Origin of the sequence: Microbaculum mangrovi, assembly GCF_051390635.1 — a bacterium.
GTDB lineage: Bacteria > Pseudomonadota > Alphaproteobacteria > Rhizobiales > Tepidamorphaceae > Microbaculum.
The window spans coordinates 462,147-479,007 of sequence record NZ_JBPODT010000003.1 but is presented as its reverse complement, the minus strand read 5'-3'; the positions used below and the strand labels follow the sequence as shown (position 1 = coordinate 479,007).

Here is a 16,861-nt window from a genome sequence, read left to right as displayed (position 1 = left end):
AGACCGCCCTGCCCTGTTCCGTCCGGCTTTATTCCTTCGGCAGCGCGCCCACCAGCAGCGTCCGAAGGTCCAGGGCGCTCGCCTCGTCGAGCGCCAGCGTCACCGGCAGGGCCACAGACGCCTCCGCGAGTGCCTTCAAGGTGCCGCCCTTCGGCGCGCCGATGCGCACGATGTCCTTTTCCGTCGTCACAGGAATGGCGCCGCTGCGCTTCTGCAACGCCATCAGGCCGCGCGCGTCCGCTTCCGTATAGACGTGATGATCCGGAAAGCCGCGCGCCTCCATGACCTGCATGCCGATCGCGGCGACGGTCTGGAAGAACTTGTCGGGCCGGCCGATGCCGGCGAAGGCGATGGCGGGACGCCCGGCCAGTGCCGTGGTCATCGCCGGCGCGGGTGCCAGCCGGCCGCGCAAGACCAGCATTCCGTTGTCGCCGGCCAGGGTCGCGACCGCCTCGCCGGCCTCGCCCTCGCCGATCACCACGACGGCGGCGGCGCGGGCAAGCTGCGGGTCGAGCGGCAGGCGCAACGGGCCGGCGGGCAGACAATAGCCGTTGCCGATCCCATAGCCGCCGTCGATCACCAGCAAGGACAGATCCTTGGCCAGCGCCGCGTTCTGGAAGCCGTCATCCATGACGATGACGTCGCCCAGGGTCTGCGCAAGCCGGGCACCGGCGGCGCGGTCGGGCGAAACGACGGTCGGCGCGGTGCGGGCGAGCAGCAGCGGCTCGTCGCCGACGTCGGCGGCGGTATGGGCGGCCGGGTCGACCGCGACCGGTCCGGAGACGCGGGCGCCGTAGCCGCGGCTGAGGAACACCGGCTTGTGCCCGAGCGCGGCCAGCAACCGCGCGATCAGGATCGCCGTCGGCGTCTTGCCGGATCCGCCCACCGTCGGATTGCCGATGCAGATCACCGGCACGTCGGCGGTCGTCGCCGGCGCGCGGCGAAACCGCAGCCAGGCAATCAGCGCATAGATCAGGGAGAGCGGCCACAGGCACAGGGCCTGCCAACCCGGTCCGCGCCGACCGTCCCCGGGCCCTCGCCAGAAGCCGGGCGCGCGCACCTCACCGCCCTCCGGCCGTCTCGGACAGAAGCGGATCGAGCGCGGCCATCGACCGGTCGAGCGCGCCTGAGAAGGCGGAGACCGCCGCGTTCGCGGCTTCGGCATGGCGGCCGACGGCGGCGGGCGCGGTCATCAGCACCTCGACCTTGCCGGCGAGATCCGCGGCGTCGGCAATTTCCTCGGCACCGCCGGCGCCATGCAGCGCGGCGTAGACGTCGGCGAAATTATGGATGTGGGGACCGTACAGGATCGCCGTCGTCAGCTTGGCCGGCTCGATCGGATTCTGCCCGCCGTGCGGGATCAGCGAGCCGCCCATGAAGACGATCGGGGCGAGCCGGTAGACAAGCCCCATCTCGCCGATCGTGTCGAACAGATAGATGTCGGTGTCGGGCGCGGGCGTCTCGCCTCTCGAGCGGACGGCGACCGTCAGGCCCCGGGCCTCGGCGGCGGCGGCCATCTCGGCGCCGCGCTCGGGGTGGCGCGGGGCGATGATCGTCAGCGCCCCGGGCCGGCCGGCGGCGATCGATGCGTGCGCGTCGAGGACCGCCTCGACCTCGCCGGGATGCAGGCTCGCCGCCGCCCAGCGCGGCCGCTCGCCGATCGCCGCGCGGACATCCTTCAGAGCGGCTTCGTCTGCCTCGGGCGCCGGCACGTCGTATTTCAGGTTGCCGGAGCAGATTACCGGTTCCGCGCCCAGGGCCCGCAGGCGCTCGGCGTCGCCTTCGGATTGCGCCAGACACAGGTCGAAGCGCGACAGCAGCGCGCCGATCATCGCCGGCCCCTTCTGCCAGCGGCGGAACGAGCGGTCGGACATGCGCGCGTTGACGAGCGACAGCCGCGCCCCGCTGCGCGCGGTCTCCAGGATCAGGTTGGGCCAGAGCTCGGACTCGGCGAAGATCGCCAGCCCCGGACGCCAATGCCCGAGGAACCGGCGCACGAAGCGTGGCCCGTCGAGCGGCACATACTGATGGATCGCGCGACCATTCAGGCCGGCCGCGGCCAGCCGGGCCCTGGCGATCCGCGTCGACGTCATCGTCCCCGTCGTCAGCAGCACCGAGACGCGGCCGCCGGCGATGATGCGCTCGATCATCGGCAGCACGGACATGGTCTCGCCGACACTTGCGGCATGGACCCAGACGAGCGGGCCGTCCGGGCGCGGCAGGCTGGCCTCGCCGTAGCGCTCGCCCTGGTGCTCGGGGTCTTCCTTGCCGTGCTTGAGCCGCCAGCTCAGGATCAGCCCGGCCAGTGGATGGGCCACCGAGGTCAGCGTTCTGTATGTCGCCAGTATCAGCGAGCGCGGCGCCTCAGCCATTCGCGGGTCCGTCGACGATCTCGTAGGCCCGGCGGGTGCAGGCATTGATGGACTCCTCCACCTGCAGCCGGATTGCCTCCAGCGTATCGCGATCGGCATCGGGCGCCACCCTAATCTCGTCGGCGATGACGGCGGCGAGATGGCTGAAGGGCAGGTTCACCGCGGCCTTGTCCCAGCTGTTCATGGTGATGCGCCGGCTCGAGGCGATGGCGATGGGAAGGATCGGCCGGCCGGACTGCTGGGCGAGCTTGACGATGCCGAGGCCGGCGCGCCGCGAGATCTTCGGCACGTCGGCGGTCAGCGCCACGTTCACGCCTTCGCCGAGCGTCGCCACCATCTCGCGGAAGGCGACGGAGCCGCCCTTGACGTGAAACCGGCCCTTGGTGTCGCCGGAGCCGCGGATCGTGCCGACGCCGAGCCGCTCCGCCGCCTGGGCGTTGATCTCGCCGTCGCGGTGACGGGAAATCAGCACGGCGGCCCTGTGATAGGGCCGCTTGACGAACGGCATGAGGAAATGCTGCCCGTGCCAGAAGGTCAGGATCAAAGGCAGATTGCGATCGATGCGCTCGTAGATGTCCGGCGGATCGATGGTGACCCGGCTGGTCCTGTAGACGAGGCGCAGGTAAGCGGCGATGAGCGCGCCGAGAAAGACCTGCACCCAGCGGGCGGCGAACAGTCGTTTCAGCATCGCCTCAGGCGTTTGTCGCATTGGCCGCAGCACGCGCGCGCGGCTCGCGGTCGGTCGGATTGGAAGGCTCCGACTTCGCTATTTCGGCGCCGAACTGGGTGCGATGCAGCCGTGCGTAGACACCGTTCCTGGCGACGAGTTCGTCATGGGGGCCGCTTTCGACGATCCGGCCGGCTTCCATGACGTGAATGACGTCGGCCTTCTTCACCGTCGACAGGCGGTGGGCGATCATGATCACCGAGCGTCCCTTGAGAAGCACGTCGAGGGCTTCCTGGATCTGCGCCTCGGCCTCGGTATCGAGCGACGAGGTCGGCTCGTCGAGCAGCAGGATCGGCGCGTCGCGCAACATGGCGCGGGCAAAGGCGATGCGCTGGCGCTGGCCGCCGGAGAGCATGTTTCCGGCCTCGCCGACCGGCGTGTCGTAGCCCTTCGGGAAGGCCATGATGAAATCGTGCGCGACTGCGGCCTTGGCCGCGGCGACCACCTGTTCCTCGCTCGCCCCTTCCGAGCCGTACATGATGTTGGCGCGGATGGTGTCGTCGAACAGCACCGGCTCCTGGGTGACCAGCGCGCTGGCGAGGCGGACGGAGGAAATGGTGCAGTCGGTGATGACCTGCCCGTCGATGCTGACATGCCCGGACTGCGGGTCGTAGAAGCGCAGCAACAGGTTGAGAACGGTGCTCTTGCCCGACCCGCTCGGCCCCACCAGGGCGATCCGCTTGCCGGCGGGGACCGTCAGCGAGAAGTCGCGCAGCACCGGCTCGCCGTCGCGGTAGTGGAAGGAGACATCGTCGAAGGTGATCTCGCCGGCGGTGACCTTGAGCGGCAGCGCGCCCGGCTTCTCCGCCACCTTCGAGTCGAGGTCGATGATGCCGAACACGCGGTTCGCCGCGACCACGCCTTCCTGCAGCATGGTCTGCAGCGAGGCGACCGTCTTCATCGGTTGGTACATCAGCATGGCGGCGGTGACGAAGCCCATGAACTGGCCGGCCGTCAGCGAACCGTGGATGCCCTGATAGCCGCCATACAGGATGGCCAGCGCGAAGCCGACGCCGGTCAGCGCCTCGACGACCGGGCCCGACGAGGCCTTGGTGCGCACCGAACGCATGATGAATTCGAGCGTGCGGTCGATGATGCGCCGCGCCCGCTCGGTCTCGTGCGCCTCGCGGTCATAGGCCTTGACGACGCGAATGCCGGTCAGCGTCTGAGAGACGAGAATGCCGAGGTCACCGGTCTCCTGGAAGGTCTTCGTGGCCGAGACGTGAACCCGGCGGCGCTGGCGGCCGAGCACCCTGAGCGACAAGGGAATGGCGATCACGGCGAAAATCGACAGGCGCCAATCCATGTAGAACATCGAGCCGGTGAGCAGCAGGACCTTCAGGATGTTCTGGCCGAGCGCGACGATGGTCAGGCTCGCGGCCTCGCGGATCGCCAGCACGTCGTTCATGAAGCTGGAGACGAAACGACCGGAATGGGTCCGCTGCAACCAGCCGAGATCGGCCTGGGTCAGCCGCTCGAACATCTCGACCCGCAGGTCGGCGACGATCGAGTTGCCGACATAGGCCTGACCGACGGTGGCGAAATATTCCGACGTCGCCTTGATGGCGACCATGACGATGACGAGCACCGGCAGCACGTAGAGCATCGTCTCGTTCTTGCCGAGAAACACCTCGTCGGCGGCCTGCTGCATCAGGAACGGCAGCGAGCCGGTGGTGATCGCCGAGAACAGCATCGCCCCGAAGCAGCCGAGCAGCAGCTTCTTGCGCGGCAAAAGATGGTCGCGCGACAGCCGGCCAACCACCTGCCACGTCGACAGATTCGTCGTGTGCAGGCTGTCGTCCGCCCGGTCGATGGACGTGCTGTCGGTAAATACGTTCGAAACCACGCGTTCTTTCCTCGAGCGCGGGATGATCCGCGTGCGTTCTATCCCGTCTTCGGCCCGCCGTCACCTGTGACGAAGGCCGAAGACGCACCGGTCAATCCGTCGCGCCGTCCTTGCCCACCGCCTCAGGATCGAGCAATCGGTGCATGTGCACAATGAAATAGCGCATCTGGGCATTGTCCACGGTGCGCTGCGCGGCATCCTTCCACGCGTCATACGCCGTCGCGTAGTTAGGGTAGATGCCGACGATATCCAGTTTGTCGAGATCGCTGAACTCCAGCGTCTCGACGTCCCGCAGCTCGCCGCCGAAGACGAGATGGAGAAGCTGTTTCCCGGTCCGGGTCTCGGCCATATGCCTCACTCCTGCATTCGAAGTCATGTGTTTTCGTGGCCGATGGTCGCGAGAATCGCGTCATGCAGCCGCCGTCCCGCCGCAAAGAAGGCCGGATGCCGCGCCGATGCACCGTTCAGGCGGATCGGGGCACCTTCCAGGTCGGTGACGATACCGCCCGCTTCCTGCACGATCACGAGCGCGGCGGCAAGGTCCCAGTCCGCACTCCCCGGCGTCGCCAACGCCGCATCGACATCGCCGCTGCCAACCCGGGCCAGGCGATGGGCGAGCGACTTCAGAAAACGGCGATCCTCGACAAACCGCGTATTTTCGAGGCCGGCCCGGGCGATCGCCTTCTTCGAGGCGGCGATTTTCGCCGCTTCGAGCGACGAACAGCCGCTCACGGTCAGATTTTCTCCGTTCAGCGTGGCTCCGGCGCCGGCCCTTGCCGCCCAAAGCTCGTCGCGGACGGGGTTATAGAGCACGCCGGCGACCGACGCACCGTTCTCGACGACCCCGATGGACACCACCCATTCGTCGGTCCGTTCGACGAAGGCGCGGGTGCCGTCGATCGGATCGACAATGATGACGCGGGCGGCCTCGTGGCGCGAACCGTCGTCCGGGCGCTCTTCCGACAGCCAGCCGTAGTCGGGCCGATATCCGGTCAGCCGTTCGTGCAGAAGGTCGTCGAGGGCGATGTCTGCCTCGGTGACGACCGACTGGTCGTGCTTGTTCCATCGCCTCGGGTCGCCACGAAAATATTCGAGGGCGATCTCGCCGGCCTCGCGGGCGACGGCCGAGATCATGTCGAGGTCCTTGCGGTCGATGTCGGACAAAAGTGGCGATCCAATCGGTAGACGGCGGCCGGTGGGGTTGCGAACACTTCGGCCGGCGGCGACGGAAATCGTTGATGAGCCGGGCTTTGTGTAGTGCTCCCTTACAAACTGTTCAAGTCGACACGACCTGGTGACTCCCTTTTAACCGAACCTCTTAAGCCGTTCCCAAGGTTTGGCGGGCACACTCCTGGATAACGACGGGCACCAAACAAACAAACGGGCCCGGCAGGGAGACTTTCATGAGGCGTCAAATCGCGTGCACCGCCGAGGTGCACCGGGGTGCGAGCTGTCGTGTGCGGCTCGACCCCTTCGAATTGCCGGCGCGGGTCGTCTACAAAGGCGTGTCCCGCGCCGGCGGCCACGCTCCGGGACAGCACGTGGCTATCGTCGGTCGCGACAGCGTGATGATCCGCCGCGAGACCAACGCCGGCGTGCCACTCTACGTGACCGTTCCGCTCTCGGCCTATGCGGGCGTCCTGCTTTCGGTCCATGACGGGCCGGAAGGCCGGATCGTCGGATTGACCCTGCACCACAGGAACGGCGACCTCGAGGTGCCGCTGTTCGAGGCGGACAACACCGACGACGTGATCGCCGACTGGCAGGTCTGGTCGCGCACGCTTTCCCGGCCGCTGCTGATCCGCAACGCCGACGGCACGGTGTGCGAGCCCCAGGAGCGGCTCGGCGGCGTCATCGTCAAGCGTCCGGTGGCGCGGCGCGCCAACCGGTTCTTCGCCGAGCGTCGACCGAAGTTCCTGTGCCAGCGCGGCACCGGCGGGCGGCTGACCGGCATCGTCTATCGCGAGGACGAGATCATCGCCCGCGACATCGCCAGCTAGGACATCTCCGGACAGGGCGAACGCACTTCGGATAGGCCGGCCGCATCAGCGTCTATCGATCGGTCAGGCGAACGGATCGGGGCCTTTCAGCGCCGGCACCTCGCGGATCGCGACCAGATGCAGCGACAGGATCGCCGCGACGAAGCGGTCCACCGCTTCGAGCAGCGACCCGGTTACGGCGATACCGTCGCCGCGCTCCCCGCTGCGGACGACCATGGCCTGCTCTTCCGCGTCGCGCAGAACCGAGAGCACATGGCCGCGCGACGCCGACGCGCGTTTCGCCAGTCCGGTGATCGTCACGGCAAGCGACGCGAAGGGATCTCGCCCCTCACGGCGCGCCTCGACCGCCAGCATCATCAGGATCAACATGCCCGCGTCGCGCCGGAAAACGGTTTCCAGTTCGGGAACGTAGTCGACGAGCCGCATCCCGGACATGAACATCCGCGCGAAGGCGGCCATGTGCGCGGCGACGAAGTCGGGATCGCCCTCCCGCTGCAATGCCAGCTCCCCTTCCGGCATCACCTTCGCCAGCGCCTCGAAGAAACAGCGGCGGCGGTCGCGATGAAGCGCAAGAAACCTATCGGTGGGGCGCAGCCGGCGGACGCGGCGATCCGTGCCGTGGACCTCGGCCAGAAGACCCAGCATCTTCAATGCGCCGAGCATGGCGGTAACGCGCCCCGGACTGCAGATGCCGAGTTCCGTGCAGTGGTGCTTCAGCGCGGTCGCGGTCAGACCGCCCTCGTCGGCACGGTTGTAGTGCAGGTCCAGGATGGCAAGGCCCATGATCGTGCGGCCACGATCGCCGAGGAGGCGGTTGAGAACCCAGTTTCCCTCGTACTGCCGGGTGATGCCGGCGGCTGCATGGAGCGACGCCTCACCGAAACGGGGGTGGCGACGCAACCGCCCGACGTCCTCGGGTGTGGGGTATCCGGTGGTGCCGCCCGGCTTTGATCGCATGGTGGCGGAAACGGCCGACGAGACGTCCGATTCCGTTTCCAACATGACGCGACGCCCCCAATGCGATCAATCTTTGACATTGCCTGCAGGCCGTGTCGCACCACTGTACCCGTTCAGACCGCGTGAGCGAATCACACATTCGCGACACAGCGAGTCGTTGGCGATGCCCGGACAGGCAACCTGGACGCTCCGGACAAACTGGAATGATCCGGGGAAAGGGCAGCCTTTGCACCCTATCGGGCATCGCTGCGGCCGGCCATCGTCTCGCCGGTGCCCCCAACCCGGCGCGGCGATGGTCCGGGCCGTATCCGGCCCCCGCCCCGCCGGCTACTTCCCTGCACGAACATGACGGCTATAGTCGCCGCCAGACGCAGTTCAGCAGACGCGATTCACGCGGCCCGGCGGTGACGAGATGGACCGGATTGTCGTAACGCCCCATATCGCAATCGATGAGAGCGAGCTTGAGGAACGCTTCGTCCAGGCCTCCGGCCCGGGTGGGCAGAACGTCAACAAGGTCGCGACCGCCGTCCAGCTCCGGTTCGACGTCGCCAACTCGCAGTCGCTCACCGAATATGTCCGGACGCGGCTGAAGACGCTGGCGGGCAAGCGAATGACCCGCGACGGCGTGCTGGTCATCGACGCCCGCCGCTTCCGCACCCAGGACCGCAACCGCGAGGACGCGCGCGAACGGCTGATCGACCTGATTCGCGAGGCCGCCGAGCGGCCGACACCGCGCCGCCCCACGAAGCCGACGCTCGGTTCGAAGAAGCGGCGGCTCGAAACCAAGAGCAAGCGGGCGCAGGTCAAGAAGGCACGCGGCAAGCCGCAGATCGACTAGAGCCTTGCATCGCCAAGCGGAGCCATTCCGACGCGGGGGCTGGCCTTCCCGCCATGGCGTGCTAAGTGGCGCGGGATCCCCGTCAAAGAGACCCCTCCATGACCAGCCAGCTCTTTTCCCCCTTCGAACTCGGTTCCCTGCGGCTCGAGAACCGCATCGTCGTCAGCCCGATGTGCCAGTATTCGGCGGTCGACGGCAGCGCCACCGACTGGCACCTGATCCACCTCGGCAACATGGCGCTGTCGGGCGCCGCCCTGCTGATCGTCGAGGCCACGGCGGTGGAGGCGCAGGGACGCATCACGCCTGGCTGCCTCGGGCTCTATTCGGACGACAACGAGGCCGCCTTGCGCCGCGTCCTGGAGGCGGTGCGCGGCCAGTCCGACATGCCGATCGGTATCCAGATCGGCCATGCCGGCCGCAAGGCATCGAGCGAGCCGCCCTGGCGGGGCGGGCAATTGATACCGGCCGATCAGGGCGGCTGGCCGCCGGTCGCGCCCTCGGCGGTGCCGATGTATCCGCAGGAACCGGCCCCGCTTGCCCTCGACGTCGCCGGGATCGAGCGCATCCGCGACGCCTTCGTCGCCAGCGCGCGGCGGGCGGCGGCGCTCGGTCTCGACGCACTCGAACTGCACTGCGCCCATGGCTACCTGCTGCACGAATTCCTCTCGCCGCTTTCCAACCATCGCGACGATCGCTACGGCGGCGCGCTCGAAAACCGGATGCGGCTGCCGCTCGAGATCTTCGAGGCGGTCCGCGCCGCGTGGCCGGCCGACCGGCCGCTCGGCGTGCGCATCTCCGCCACCGACTGGGTCGAGGGCGGGTGGGACCTGGAGCAGTCGGTGGCCTTCGTCCACGCCCTGAAGGCGCGCGGCTGCGACTGGATCGACGCGTCGTCGGCGGGCGTCTCGCCGCAGCAGAAGATCACGCTCGGCCCCGGCTACCAGGTGCCGTTCGCCCGCCAGATCCGCGCGGAGACGGGAATCGCGACGCTTGCCGTCGGACTGATCACCGAGGCGCAGCAGGCCGAAGCGATCATCACGGACGGCGACGCCGATCTCATCGGTCTGGGACGCGGCCTTCTCTGGGAGCCCCGCTGGCCCTGGCACGCCGCCGCCGCGCTCGGTGGTCAGGTGCGCACGGCGAAGCAGTACTGGCGCTCGCTGGAACGCAGGGCCACGGGCGTGTTCAAGAACATGGAGTTCGGGATGCGGTAGGCCTCGGGCCTAAGGCGTCACGCCCACCCCATCGCCCGGAACGCCGCGTCGGCGACGAGTCCCAGGAACAGGATCCAGCCGTAGCCGCGGTTGGCGCGGAACAGCATCAGGCAGCGGGCGGGATCGTCGTAGCGGAAGGTGACGACCTGCCAGGCCATGTGGCCGGCGCCCGCCGCCAGCCCCAGCCAGGCCGGCCAGCCGGCGCCGGCGAGGAAGAACGCCACGCCGAAGAACGCCGTCGCGACCGCGTAGAACACCGCGATCATCTCCCGTGTCCTGTCGCCGAACAGGCGGGCGGTGGAATGGACGCCGATCAATTCGTCGTCGGCGATGTCCTGGTGGGCGTAGATGGTGTCGTAGCCGATGGTCCAGGCGATGCCGCCGACATAGAGGGCGAGCGGCGCCCAGGAGAGCGAGCCGAACGTCGCCGCCCAGCCCATCAGCGCGCCCCAGTTGAAGGCCAGGCCAAGGACGAATTGCGGCCACCAGGTCACCCGCTTCATCAGCGGATAGATCAGCACGATCGCCACGGACGCGAAGCCGACGGCGACCGCGAACCAGTTGAACTGCAGCAGCACCAGAAGCCCGATGAGGCACAGGCCGGCCATGAAGGCTCCCGCCTGCAGCACCGTCACCTGGCCCGACGGGATCGGCCGTTTGCGGGTGCGCTCGACCTTGGCGTCGATGTCGCGGTCGACGATGTCGTTCCAGACGCAGCCGGCCCCGCGCATGGAGATCGCGCCGATCAGGAACAGGACGATGTGCCACGGGTTCGGATAGGCGGCACCTGCCGCGACCGCAGCGAGCGCCGTCGACCACCAGCATGGCGCCAGGAGCAGCCGCCAGCCGATCGGCCGGTCCATGCGCGCCATGCGCAGGTAGGGCTTGGCCCAGTCGGGCGCGATGCGGGCGACCCAGTGGTCGCGGACCGCATCTATGGTGGCCGTCGGATCGCTCATTTCGCCTGGCGGCTCCCTGCCCGCATCAGCGCTTCAGCCATGATCCGGGACACCCCGGTCCGCGTCGGTAGAATTCGTCGGGGTCGCGTTGATCGTCGCCATGGTCCGCTCGTCGCGCGGGGTTCCGCCGGTGGGGTTCCGCCGGTGGGGTTCCGTTGAGTCGCGGCGGACGGTAGACGAGAGCGATCGAAAAATCGAGGCGGCCCGATGCCGGGCCGGGACCGTCATGAGCAAACCGCAACGGCTTTTCGTCGAGGCCCCCCTGTCGCAGGGCGCGCGCGTCGCGCTGCCGAACGACCAGGCGCACTATCTCCTCAACGTCATGCGGCGCGGCGACGGCGATCCGGTCGCCCTGTTCAACGGCCGCGACGGGGAATGGCTCGGCGCGATCCGGAAGACCGGAAAGCGCAGTGTCGAGGTGGAAATCGCCGAGAAGACGCGCGAACAGTCCGCGCCGCGCGACATCCACTACTGTTTCGCGCCGATCAAGCGGGCGCGGCTCGATTTCATCGCGCAGAAGGCGACGGAACTCGGCGTCGCCCGACTTCAACCAATCGTGACCCGGTTCACGGTGGCCGAGCGGGTGAAGACCGAGAGGCTCGCCGCCAACGCGGTCGAGGCGGCCGAGCAGTGCGGCATCCTGTGGGTGCCGGAAATCGCCGAGCCGGTGTCGTTCGAGCGCTATCTCGCCGACCGCGACCCGGCCCGAACCCTGGTCTTCTGTGACGAGGCCGCCCCGGTTTCCGACCCGATCGAGGCCCTGAAAACGGCACCGGAGGGGGCTTTCGCCGTCATGATCGGTCCGGAGGGCGGCTTTGCCGAGGAGGAACGGGAGTTGCTCCTGCGCGGCGAAAATGTCGTGCCGATCTCGCTGGGACCGCGTGTCATGCGGGCCGATACGGCGGGAATCGCGGCGCTGACGCTGCTGCAGGCGGTCAGGGGCGACTGGCGCTGAGCCCGTCTGCCATTCGCTGAGAGAATGGCAACCATTAGAAAGGTATGATTGCTTGTGAGCCCACCCTATGTATTGTGCCGATCCGATCCTATCCCTTGAGCTTCCAGCATGGCCCGAGACCTTGATGACTCCACGCCGCTCGAGACCCGCGACGAACTGATCGCCTATCTCGAAAGCGGCTGCAAACCGGCCTCGGCGTTCCGTATCGGTACCGAGCACGAGAAATTCGGCTTCTACGAGGCCGATTGCTCGCCGGTGCCCTACGAAGGCGAACGCGGTATCGGCGCCCTGCTGCACAACATGCAGGTGCTGCTCGGCTGGGAGCCGGTGATGGACGGCGAGGACATCATCGGCCTCGTCGATCCGACCCACGGCGGGGCGATATCGCTCGAGCCCGGCGGACAGTTCGAACTGTCCGGCGCGCCGCTGCACTCGATCCACCAGACCTGCCGCGAGGTGAACTCGCATCTGGCGCAGCTGCGCGAGGTCGCGGAGCCGCTCGGCATCGGCTTCCTCGGTCTCGGCTTCTCGCCGAAATGGACGCGCGCCGAAACGCCGCGCATGCCCAAGCAGCGCTACAATATCATGACGGCCTACATGCAGAAGGTCGGCACGATGGGCCTCGACATGATGTACCGGACCTGCACGGTACAGGTGAACCTCGACTTCGCCTCCGAAGCCGACATGATCAAGAAGATGCGGGTCGGCCTGGCGTTGCAGCCGATCGCGACCTCGCTCTTCGCCAATTCTCCGTTCAAGGAGGGCGAGCCGAACGGCTTCCTGTCGCTCAGAAGCGAGGTGTGGAAGCACACCGACGCCGACCGCACGGGCATGCTGCCCTTCGTTTTCGACGACGGCTTCGGCTTCGAGGCCTATGCCGACTACGCGCTGAACGTACCGCTCTATTTCGTCAAGCGCGGCGAAACCTACCACGACGTCGCCGGCGACTCCTTCCGCGACCTCATGGACGGCAAGCTCGCCAAGCTGCCCGGCGTGCGGGCGACGCAATCGGACTGGGTCAATCACCTGACCACGATATTCCCCGAGGTCCGGCTGAAGAAATTCATCGAGATGCGCGGCGCCGACGGCGGCCCGTGGGGCCGGCTGTGCGCCCTGCCCGCGCTCTGGGTCGGCCTGATGTACGACGGCACCGCGCTCGACGCGGCCTGGGATATCGTCAAGGACTGGAGCGCAGAGGAACGCGAGACGCTGCGCGACGCCGTACCGACGACGGCGCTGAAGACCCCCTTCCGCAACAGGACGGTCCAGGACATCGCCAAGGAGGTGATGGCGATCGCCCATGACGGGCTCAAGCGGCGGGCTGCCGGCTACGGCGGCGAGAACGACGAGACCCGCTTCCTCGAGGAGCTTTGCGAGATCGCCGAGAGCGGCGTCACGCCCGCCGAACGCATGCTCGAGGAATTCCAGGGCCCCTGGAAGGGCGACATCGACCACGCCTTCGAGGAATACGCGTATTGACGACGGAGGCCCGACGCGTCGCGGCCCTCGAAGGGTCGGGTACGTTCGGAACCACCGAATTCGTCCTCTACGCCCTCACCGTCGTCACCTGGTCGACGAGCTGGATCCTGATCAAGTTTCAGGTCGGCCCGGTGTCGATCTGGCAATCGGTGCTCTACCGTTTCTCGATCGCGGTGGTGGTGATGTTTGCCTGGGTGGTGCTGTCGGGCCGGCGCATCCGGTTCCCCGCCGCGCTGCACCCGCGCCTGATGCTGATGGGCGCGCTGATGTTCTCGATGAACTTCGCGCTGTTCTATCTCGCCGCCCAGTGGCTGACTTCCGGCCTGCTGGCCGTCGTCTTCTCGCTGGTGACAATCCTCAATCCGATCAACGCCGCGATCGTCCTGCGCGACCGCATCGAGCCGCGCGTGCTGGTCGGCGCGCTGATCGGGGTGACCGGCATCGCCCTGATCTTCTGGCCCGAGGTGACCCGTCCCGAATCCGGCAACACGGCGCTGTTCGGGCTGGCGGCCGCCGGGACGGGCGCGATGTGCTTCTCGCTCGGCAACATGGTCGCCTCCGGCGTGTACCGGCGCGGCTTTCCGGTGATCTCGGCCAACGCCTGGGCGAACCTCTATGGCGTCGTTCTGCTGGCGCTGATCGTGGCGGGGATCGGCGCGCCGCTGAAATTCGATCCCGATCCCACCTATGTGGTGCCGCTTCTGCTGCTGGCGACGGTCTCCACCGTCGTGCCGATGGCGAGCTACCTGACCCTGATGCGCCGCATCGGACCGGGGCGGGCCGGCTACGCGACCGTCATGTTCCCGATCGGCGCCCTTGTCATCTCATGGCTTTTCGAGGGATACGAGTGGACGATGGTCGCGCTCGCGGGGCTGGCGCTTGCGCTGCTGGGCAACCTGTTCGTCCTGAGAAAGCCCCGTTCGCGCTGAGACGCAGACGGGACGCGTTCCCGTCATTCGGGGGGCGAATTCCATGACAACACGAATGGCGGTGCTGGCGGTGGTTGCCGCTTTGGTGCTTGGCGGTCCGGCAAGCGCCGCCTGGCGCGTCGTCGGTCCCGGCATCGCCGTCGGCGAGGCGCGCTCGGGCACCGCGTCGCTTGCCGCCGAATGCCTCGGCGATGGGCTGGTGCTCGCCGTCTACGAGAAATCCTGGCCGTTCGACCGCGAAGCGACGCTGGACCTCGTCGTCGACGGCACGGCCTTTCCCGTCCGCCAGCACGGTTCGGGCGACAGGATCGTCTTATCGGATGCCACCAGCGCGGGCGGTAATCCCGACACCTCGCCAGCGCTTCGGGCGGCGCTGAAGTCCGGCACCGAGGCACGGCTCGAAGGCGCCGTCGTCAGCCATATCGCGCCGCAGGAGATCAGCTTCGGACTGCTCGGCTCGCAAGCGGCGGTCACGACCGTCGAACGGTTCTGCCGATAGCGGAACCAGCCCACCGGGCGATAGCGGAACCAGCCCACCGGGGCTTCCGCGCCTCGGGAGACCGAGCCTTGGGAGACCTAGGCCCCGATCACTCCGCCGCCTCGGCGACCGGCGTCTGCAGGTTGCCGATACGGGTGACGATATGCTGCGCCAGCGCATCGTGGATCGCCGAACGGGCATGCCTGGCACGCATGAAACCGATGTCGCAGGGCGGCAGCGCGGGAAAGCCGTCGCGTCCGGAGAGGATGCGCATCCCCGAGCGCATGGCGCTTTCAGGCAGGATCGTGACGGCGAGCCCCGCCAGAACCGCGCTGACGAGCGGTGCCGCGGCCGAGCTGGTGTAGGCGACGCGGTAGCGACGGCCGATCGAGTCGAGCGCGGCCTGCGCCGAATGGCGCCACGAGCAGGTCCGCGGCCCGACGGCCAGCGGCAGCGGATCGGCCAGGTGCGTGGCATGTTCCTCGGCGCCGACGAAGTTCAGCGCCTCGCGACGGATCAGCTCGGCGTCCATGGCATCGCCGTGGGTAATGATCGCCAGATCCAGATCACCCTTTTTTACATAGTTCGCGAGCGCCAAGGAGCCGTGGCAATTCACCACCAACTCGACCTGCGGGTGGCTGCGCGCGAAGGCCGACAACACCCTCGGCAGCAACCGGTCGGCGTAATCGTCCGGTACACCGAGGGTGACGACGCCTTGCAGATCCGGTTCGGCGAAGATGGACACCGCCTCTTCGCTCAGCGAGACGATGCGCTGGGCGTAGTCGAGAAGCCGCAGCCCGTCCGGCGTCAGGCGGACCGAGCGGGCGCCGCGCTCGAACAACGCCTTGCCAACCATATCCTCGAGCTTCTTCATCTGCATGGAGACCGCGGACTGGGTACGATGCACCTCGTCGGCGGCCCGGGTGAAACTGCCGGTCTCCGCGATCGCCAGAAGGGTACGCAGGAGCTCGACATCGATCAGATTCGCCATGGACATCCCCATCAACGTTTCTGATGGAAAAGATAAGAAACATTCGCTGGAATAATCAATCCCTATCCATCATTTTGCACTCATTCGAAATCGTCGCCGACCTGGTGGCGGCCGGGCCGGATCGGGCCGGGCCTCCGGACGGGGACCATGCGTTCCGCAAGAAAGGAGGCGGAGATGACAACGACATCCGTTTCGCTGGGCAGGAGAAGGCTTTTCGTCGAGGCCGGCAACCGGCTGGTCGCCAAGGCGTGGCAGCTGTGGCGCGCTCTGATCGCCCGCAGGCAAGTCATGACCCTGCTGGAGGCCGACGACCGTATGCTGGCCGACATCGGGCTGACGCGTTCCGACGTCATCGGCTCGCTTCAGGTGCCGGCGGATGCCGACCCCTCGCATCACTTGATCCAGGCGCGGGCGGAACGGATGAGCAGCCGGCCTCGCCGCCGCTCCTAGGCGCTGGTCGCAAACGTTATATTCGCAGTCGCAAAATCAACAGGTGCAATCCTGCTAAGCCACTGAGGCATAGCTGGTTTTAGAAATCCGCATAGCACAATTAAGCCTTAATCAATACCTACCTGTTGCAGTGCACAACGAACGTCGCGCCGGACCTCCGTCGCGGCGTTTGTGCCCTCAACGGTCGGTTATTCGAAAGGCAATGCCATGGATATGATCACCTATGCCGGCCATGCCGCCGGTGCCCTCCAGCCGCCGCGCACGTTCCGTGACCGGCTCACCCACCTGTTCGTCCGCCTCGCCCGTGCGCGCCGGGCACGCCGCGACTTCAAGTCCCTGAGCGGCGCCAGCGATCACCTGTTGGCCGATATCGGCTTGAGCCGGTCCCAGGTCGACAGCGCGCTGTCGTCCCCGTTCTGGGTCAATCCGTCCGATCGGATCGCGCTTTCCCGTCATCGGCGCGGCCGCTGAGCGGTGGATGCGCCGGACACCGGCCAAAACGCAACCGATTTGGCCGCCCGACGGCCGCGACTGAGAAAACAGTCGCGGCCGTTTGCTTTTCCAGGCCAGGGCGCGACTGAGGAAACAATCGCGGCCGTTTGCTTTTCCAGGCCAGGGCGCGACTGAGGAAACAATCGCGGCCGTTTGCTTTTCCAGGCCAGGGCG

The 16,861-nt window shown here is 67.5% G+C and carries 17 protein-coding genes and 1 pseudogene; 9 read left to right on the top strand and 9 right to left on the bottom strand.

Annotated features, from left to right (window positions below; genetic code table 11):
* Positions 1-28: 28 nt before the first annotated feature.
* The 6 genes from lpxK to ACSF9G_RS15010 all read right to left on the bottom strand — a co-directional run bounded on the left by lpxK (position 29) and on the right by ACSF9G_RS15010 (position 6,109).
* Positions 29-1,060 carry a tetraacyldisaccharide 4'-kinase gene (lpxK, locus tag ACSF9G_RS15035; RefSeq protein WP_436642896.1) on the bottom strand — a complete coding sequence of 344 codons (1,032 nt, stop codon included), beginning with the start codon at positions 1,058-1,060 and terminating at the stop codon, positions 29-31.
* Between the two features lies 1 nt (position 1,061).
* Entirely contained in the window at positions 1,062-2,372 is a 1,311-nt protein-coding gene (locus ACSF9G_RS15030; protein WP_436642895.1) for a 3-deoxy-D-manno-octulosonic acid transferase, read from the bottom strand.
* Positions 2,365-3,060 (bottom strand): lysophospholipid acyltransferase family protein, encoded by a 696-nt coding sequence (locus ACSF9G_RS15025; protein ID WP_436642894.1) that lies wholly within the window; start codon positions 3,058-3,060, stop codon positions 2,365-2,367. Before ACSF9G_RS15025 ends, ACSF9G_RS15030 begins: the two co-directional genes overlap by 8 nt.
* A 4-nt stretch (positions 3,061-3,064) precedes the next feature.
* The gene (locus tag ACSF9G_RS15020; protein ID WP_436642893.1) at positions 3,065-4,945 is read right to left on the bottom strand and encodes an ABC transporter ATP-binding protein; all 1,881 of its coding nucleotides are present in this window, start codon (positions 4,943-4,945) and stop codon (positions 3,065-3,067) included.
* Between the two features lie 91 nt (positions 4,946-5,036).
* The gene (locus ACSF9G_RS15015) at positions 5,037-5,294 is read right to left on the bottom strand and encodes a DUF4170 domain-containing protein (protein WP_436642892.1); all 258 of its coding nucleotides are present in this window, start codon (positions 5,292-5,294) and stop codon (positions 5,037-5,039) included.
* A 23-nt stretch (positions 5,295-5,317) separates the two neighbouring features.
* Positions 5,318-6,109, bottom strand: a complete 792-nt coding sequence (locus ACSF9G_RS15010) for an inositol monophosphatase family protein (RefSeq protein ID WP_436642891.1) — start codon at positions 6,107-6,109, stop codon at positions 5,318-5,320.
* 239 nt (positions 6,110-6,348) lie between these two features.
* On the opposite strand from ACSF9G_RS15010, the gene ACSF9G_RS15005 reads away from it, so the two are divergent.
* Positions 6,349-6,945: a DUF6101 family protein gene (locus ACSF9G_RS15005; RefSeq protein ID WP_436642890.1), complete on the top strand. Its 597-nt coding sequence runs from the start codon at positions 6,349-6,351 to the stop codon at positions 6,943-6,945.
* A gap of 63 nt (positions 6,946-7,008) precedes the next feature.
* On the opposite strand, the gene ACSF9G_RS15000 is transcribed toward ACSF9G_RS15005, so the two are convergent.
* On the bottom strand, positions 7,009-7,947 hold the full coding sequence (locus tag ACSF9G_RS15000) for a winged helix DNA-binding protein (protein WP_436642889.1): 939 nt from the start codon (positions 7,945-7,947) through the stop codon (positions 7,009-7,011).
* A gap of 367 nt (positions 7,948-8,314) precedes the next feature.
* Between ACSF9G_RS15000 and arfB the strand changes: the two genes are divergently transcribed.
* Positions 8,315-8,740, top strand: a complete 426-nt coding sequence (arfB, locus tag ACSF9G_RS14995; RefSeq protein ID WP_436642888.1) for an alternative ribosome rescue aminoacyl-tRNA hydrolase ArfB — start codon at positions 8,315-8,317, stop codon at positions 8,738-8,740.
* Between the two features lie 98 nt (positions 8,741-8,838).
* Positions 8,839-9,954 (top strand): NADH:flavin oxidoreductase/NADH oxidase, encoded by a 1,116-nt coding sequence (locus ACSF9G_RS14990; RefSeq protein ID WP_436642887.1) that lies wholly within the window; start codon positions 8,839-8,841, stop codon positions 9,952-9,954.
* A 17-nt stretch (positions 9,955-9,971) separates the two neighbouring features.
* Here ACSF9G_RS14990 and ubiA read toward each other — a convergent pair whose 3' ends face one another.
* Positions 9,972-10,913: a 4-hydroxybenzoate octaprenyltransferase gene (gene ubiA / locus ACSF9G_RS14985; protein ID WP_436642886.1), complete on the bottom strand. Its 942-nt coding sequence runs from the start codon at positions 10,911-10,913 to the stop codon at positions 9,972-9,974.
* A 226-nt stretch (positions 10,914-11,139) separates the two neighbouring features.
* On the opposite strand from ubiA, the gene ACSF9G_RS14980 reads away from it, so the two are divergent.
* The 4 genes from ACSF9G_RS14980 to ACSF9G_RS14965 all read left to right on the top strand — a co-directional run bounded on the left by ACSF9G_RS14980 (position 11,140) and on the right by ACSF9G_RS14965 (position 14,775).
* Positions 11,140-11,868, top strand: a complete 729-nt coding sequence (locus ACSF9G_RS14980; protein WP_436642885.1) for a 16S rRNA (uracil(1498)-N(3))-methyltransferase — start codon at positions 11,140-11,142, stop codon at positions 11,866-11,868.
* A gap of 108 nt (positions 11,869-11,976) precedes the next feature.
* The gene (locus tag ACSF9G_RS14975; RefSeq protein ID WP_436642884.1) at positions 11,977-13,347 is read left to right on the top strand and encodes a glutamate--cysteine ligase; all 1,371 of its coding nucleotides are present in this window, start codon (positions 11,977-11,979) and stop codon (positions 13,345-13,347) included.
* A complete protein-coding gene (locus ACSF9G_RS14970; protein WP_436642883.1) occupies positions 13,344-14,276 on the top strand; it encodes a DMT family transporter in 933 nt (310 codons plus the stop codon). The genes ACSF9G_RS14975 and ACSF9G_RS14970 overlap by 4 nt, the downstream gene beginning before the upstream one ends.
* A 43-nt stretch (positions 14,277-14,319) precedes the next feature.
* Complete coding sequence (locus ACSF9G_RS14965; RefSeq protein ID WP_436642882.1) at positions 14,320-14,775, top strand: hypothetical protein; 456 nt, start codon at positions 14,320-14,322, stop codon at positions 14,773-14,775.
* An 88-nt stretch (positions 14,776-14,863) separates the two neighbouring features.
* On the opposite strand, the gene ACSF9G_RS14960 is transcribed toward ACSF9G_RS14965, so the two are convergent.
* Positions 14,864-15,745 (bottom strand): LysR substrate-binding domain-containing protein, encoded by an 882-nt coding sequence (locus ACSF9G_RS14960; protein ID WP_436642881.1) that lies wholly within the window; start codon positions 15,743-15,745, stop codon positions 14,864-14,866.
* Between the two features lie 174 nt (positions 15,746-15,919).
* Between ACSF9G_RS14960 and ACSF9G_RS14955 the strand changes: the two genes are divergently transcribed.
* The gene (locus ACSF9G_RS14955) at positions 15,920-16,195 is read left to right on the top strand and encodes a DUF1127 domain-containing protein (protein ID WP_436642880.1); all 276 of its coding nucleotides are present in this window, start codon (positions 15,920-15,922) and stop codon (positions 16,193-16,195) included.
* Positions 16,196-16,402: 207 nt separating this feature from the next.
* Positions 16,403-16,600 (top strand): annotated as a pseudogene (locus ACSF9G_RS14950) (YjiS-like domain-containing protein); the annotation flags it as partial.
* Positions 16,601-16,861 lie beyond the last annotated feature (261 nt).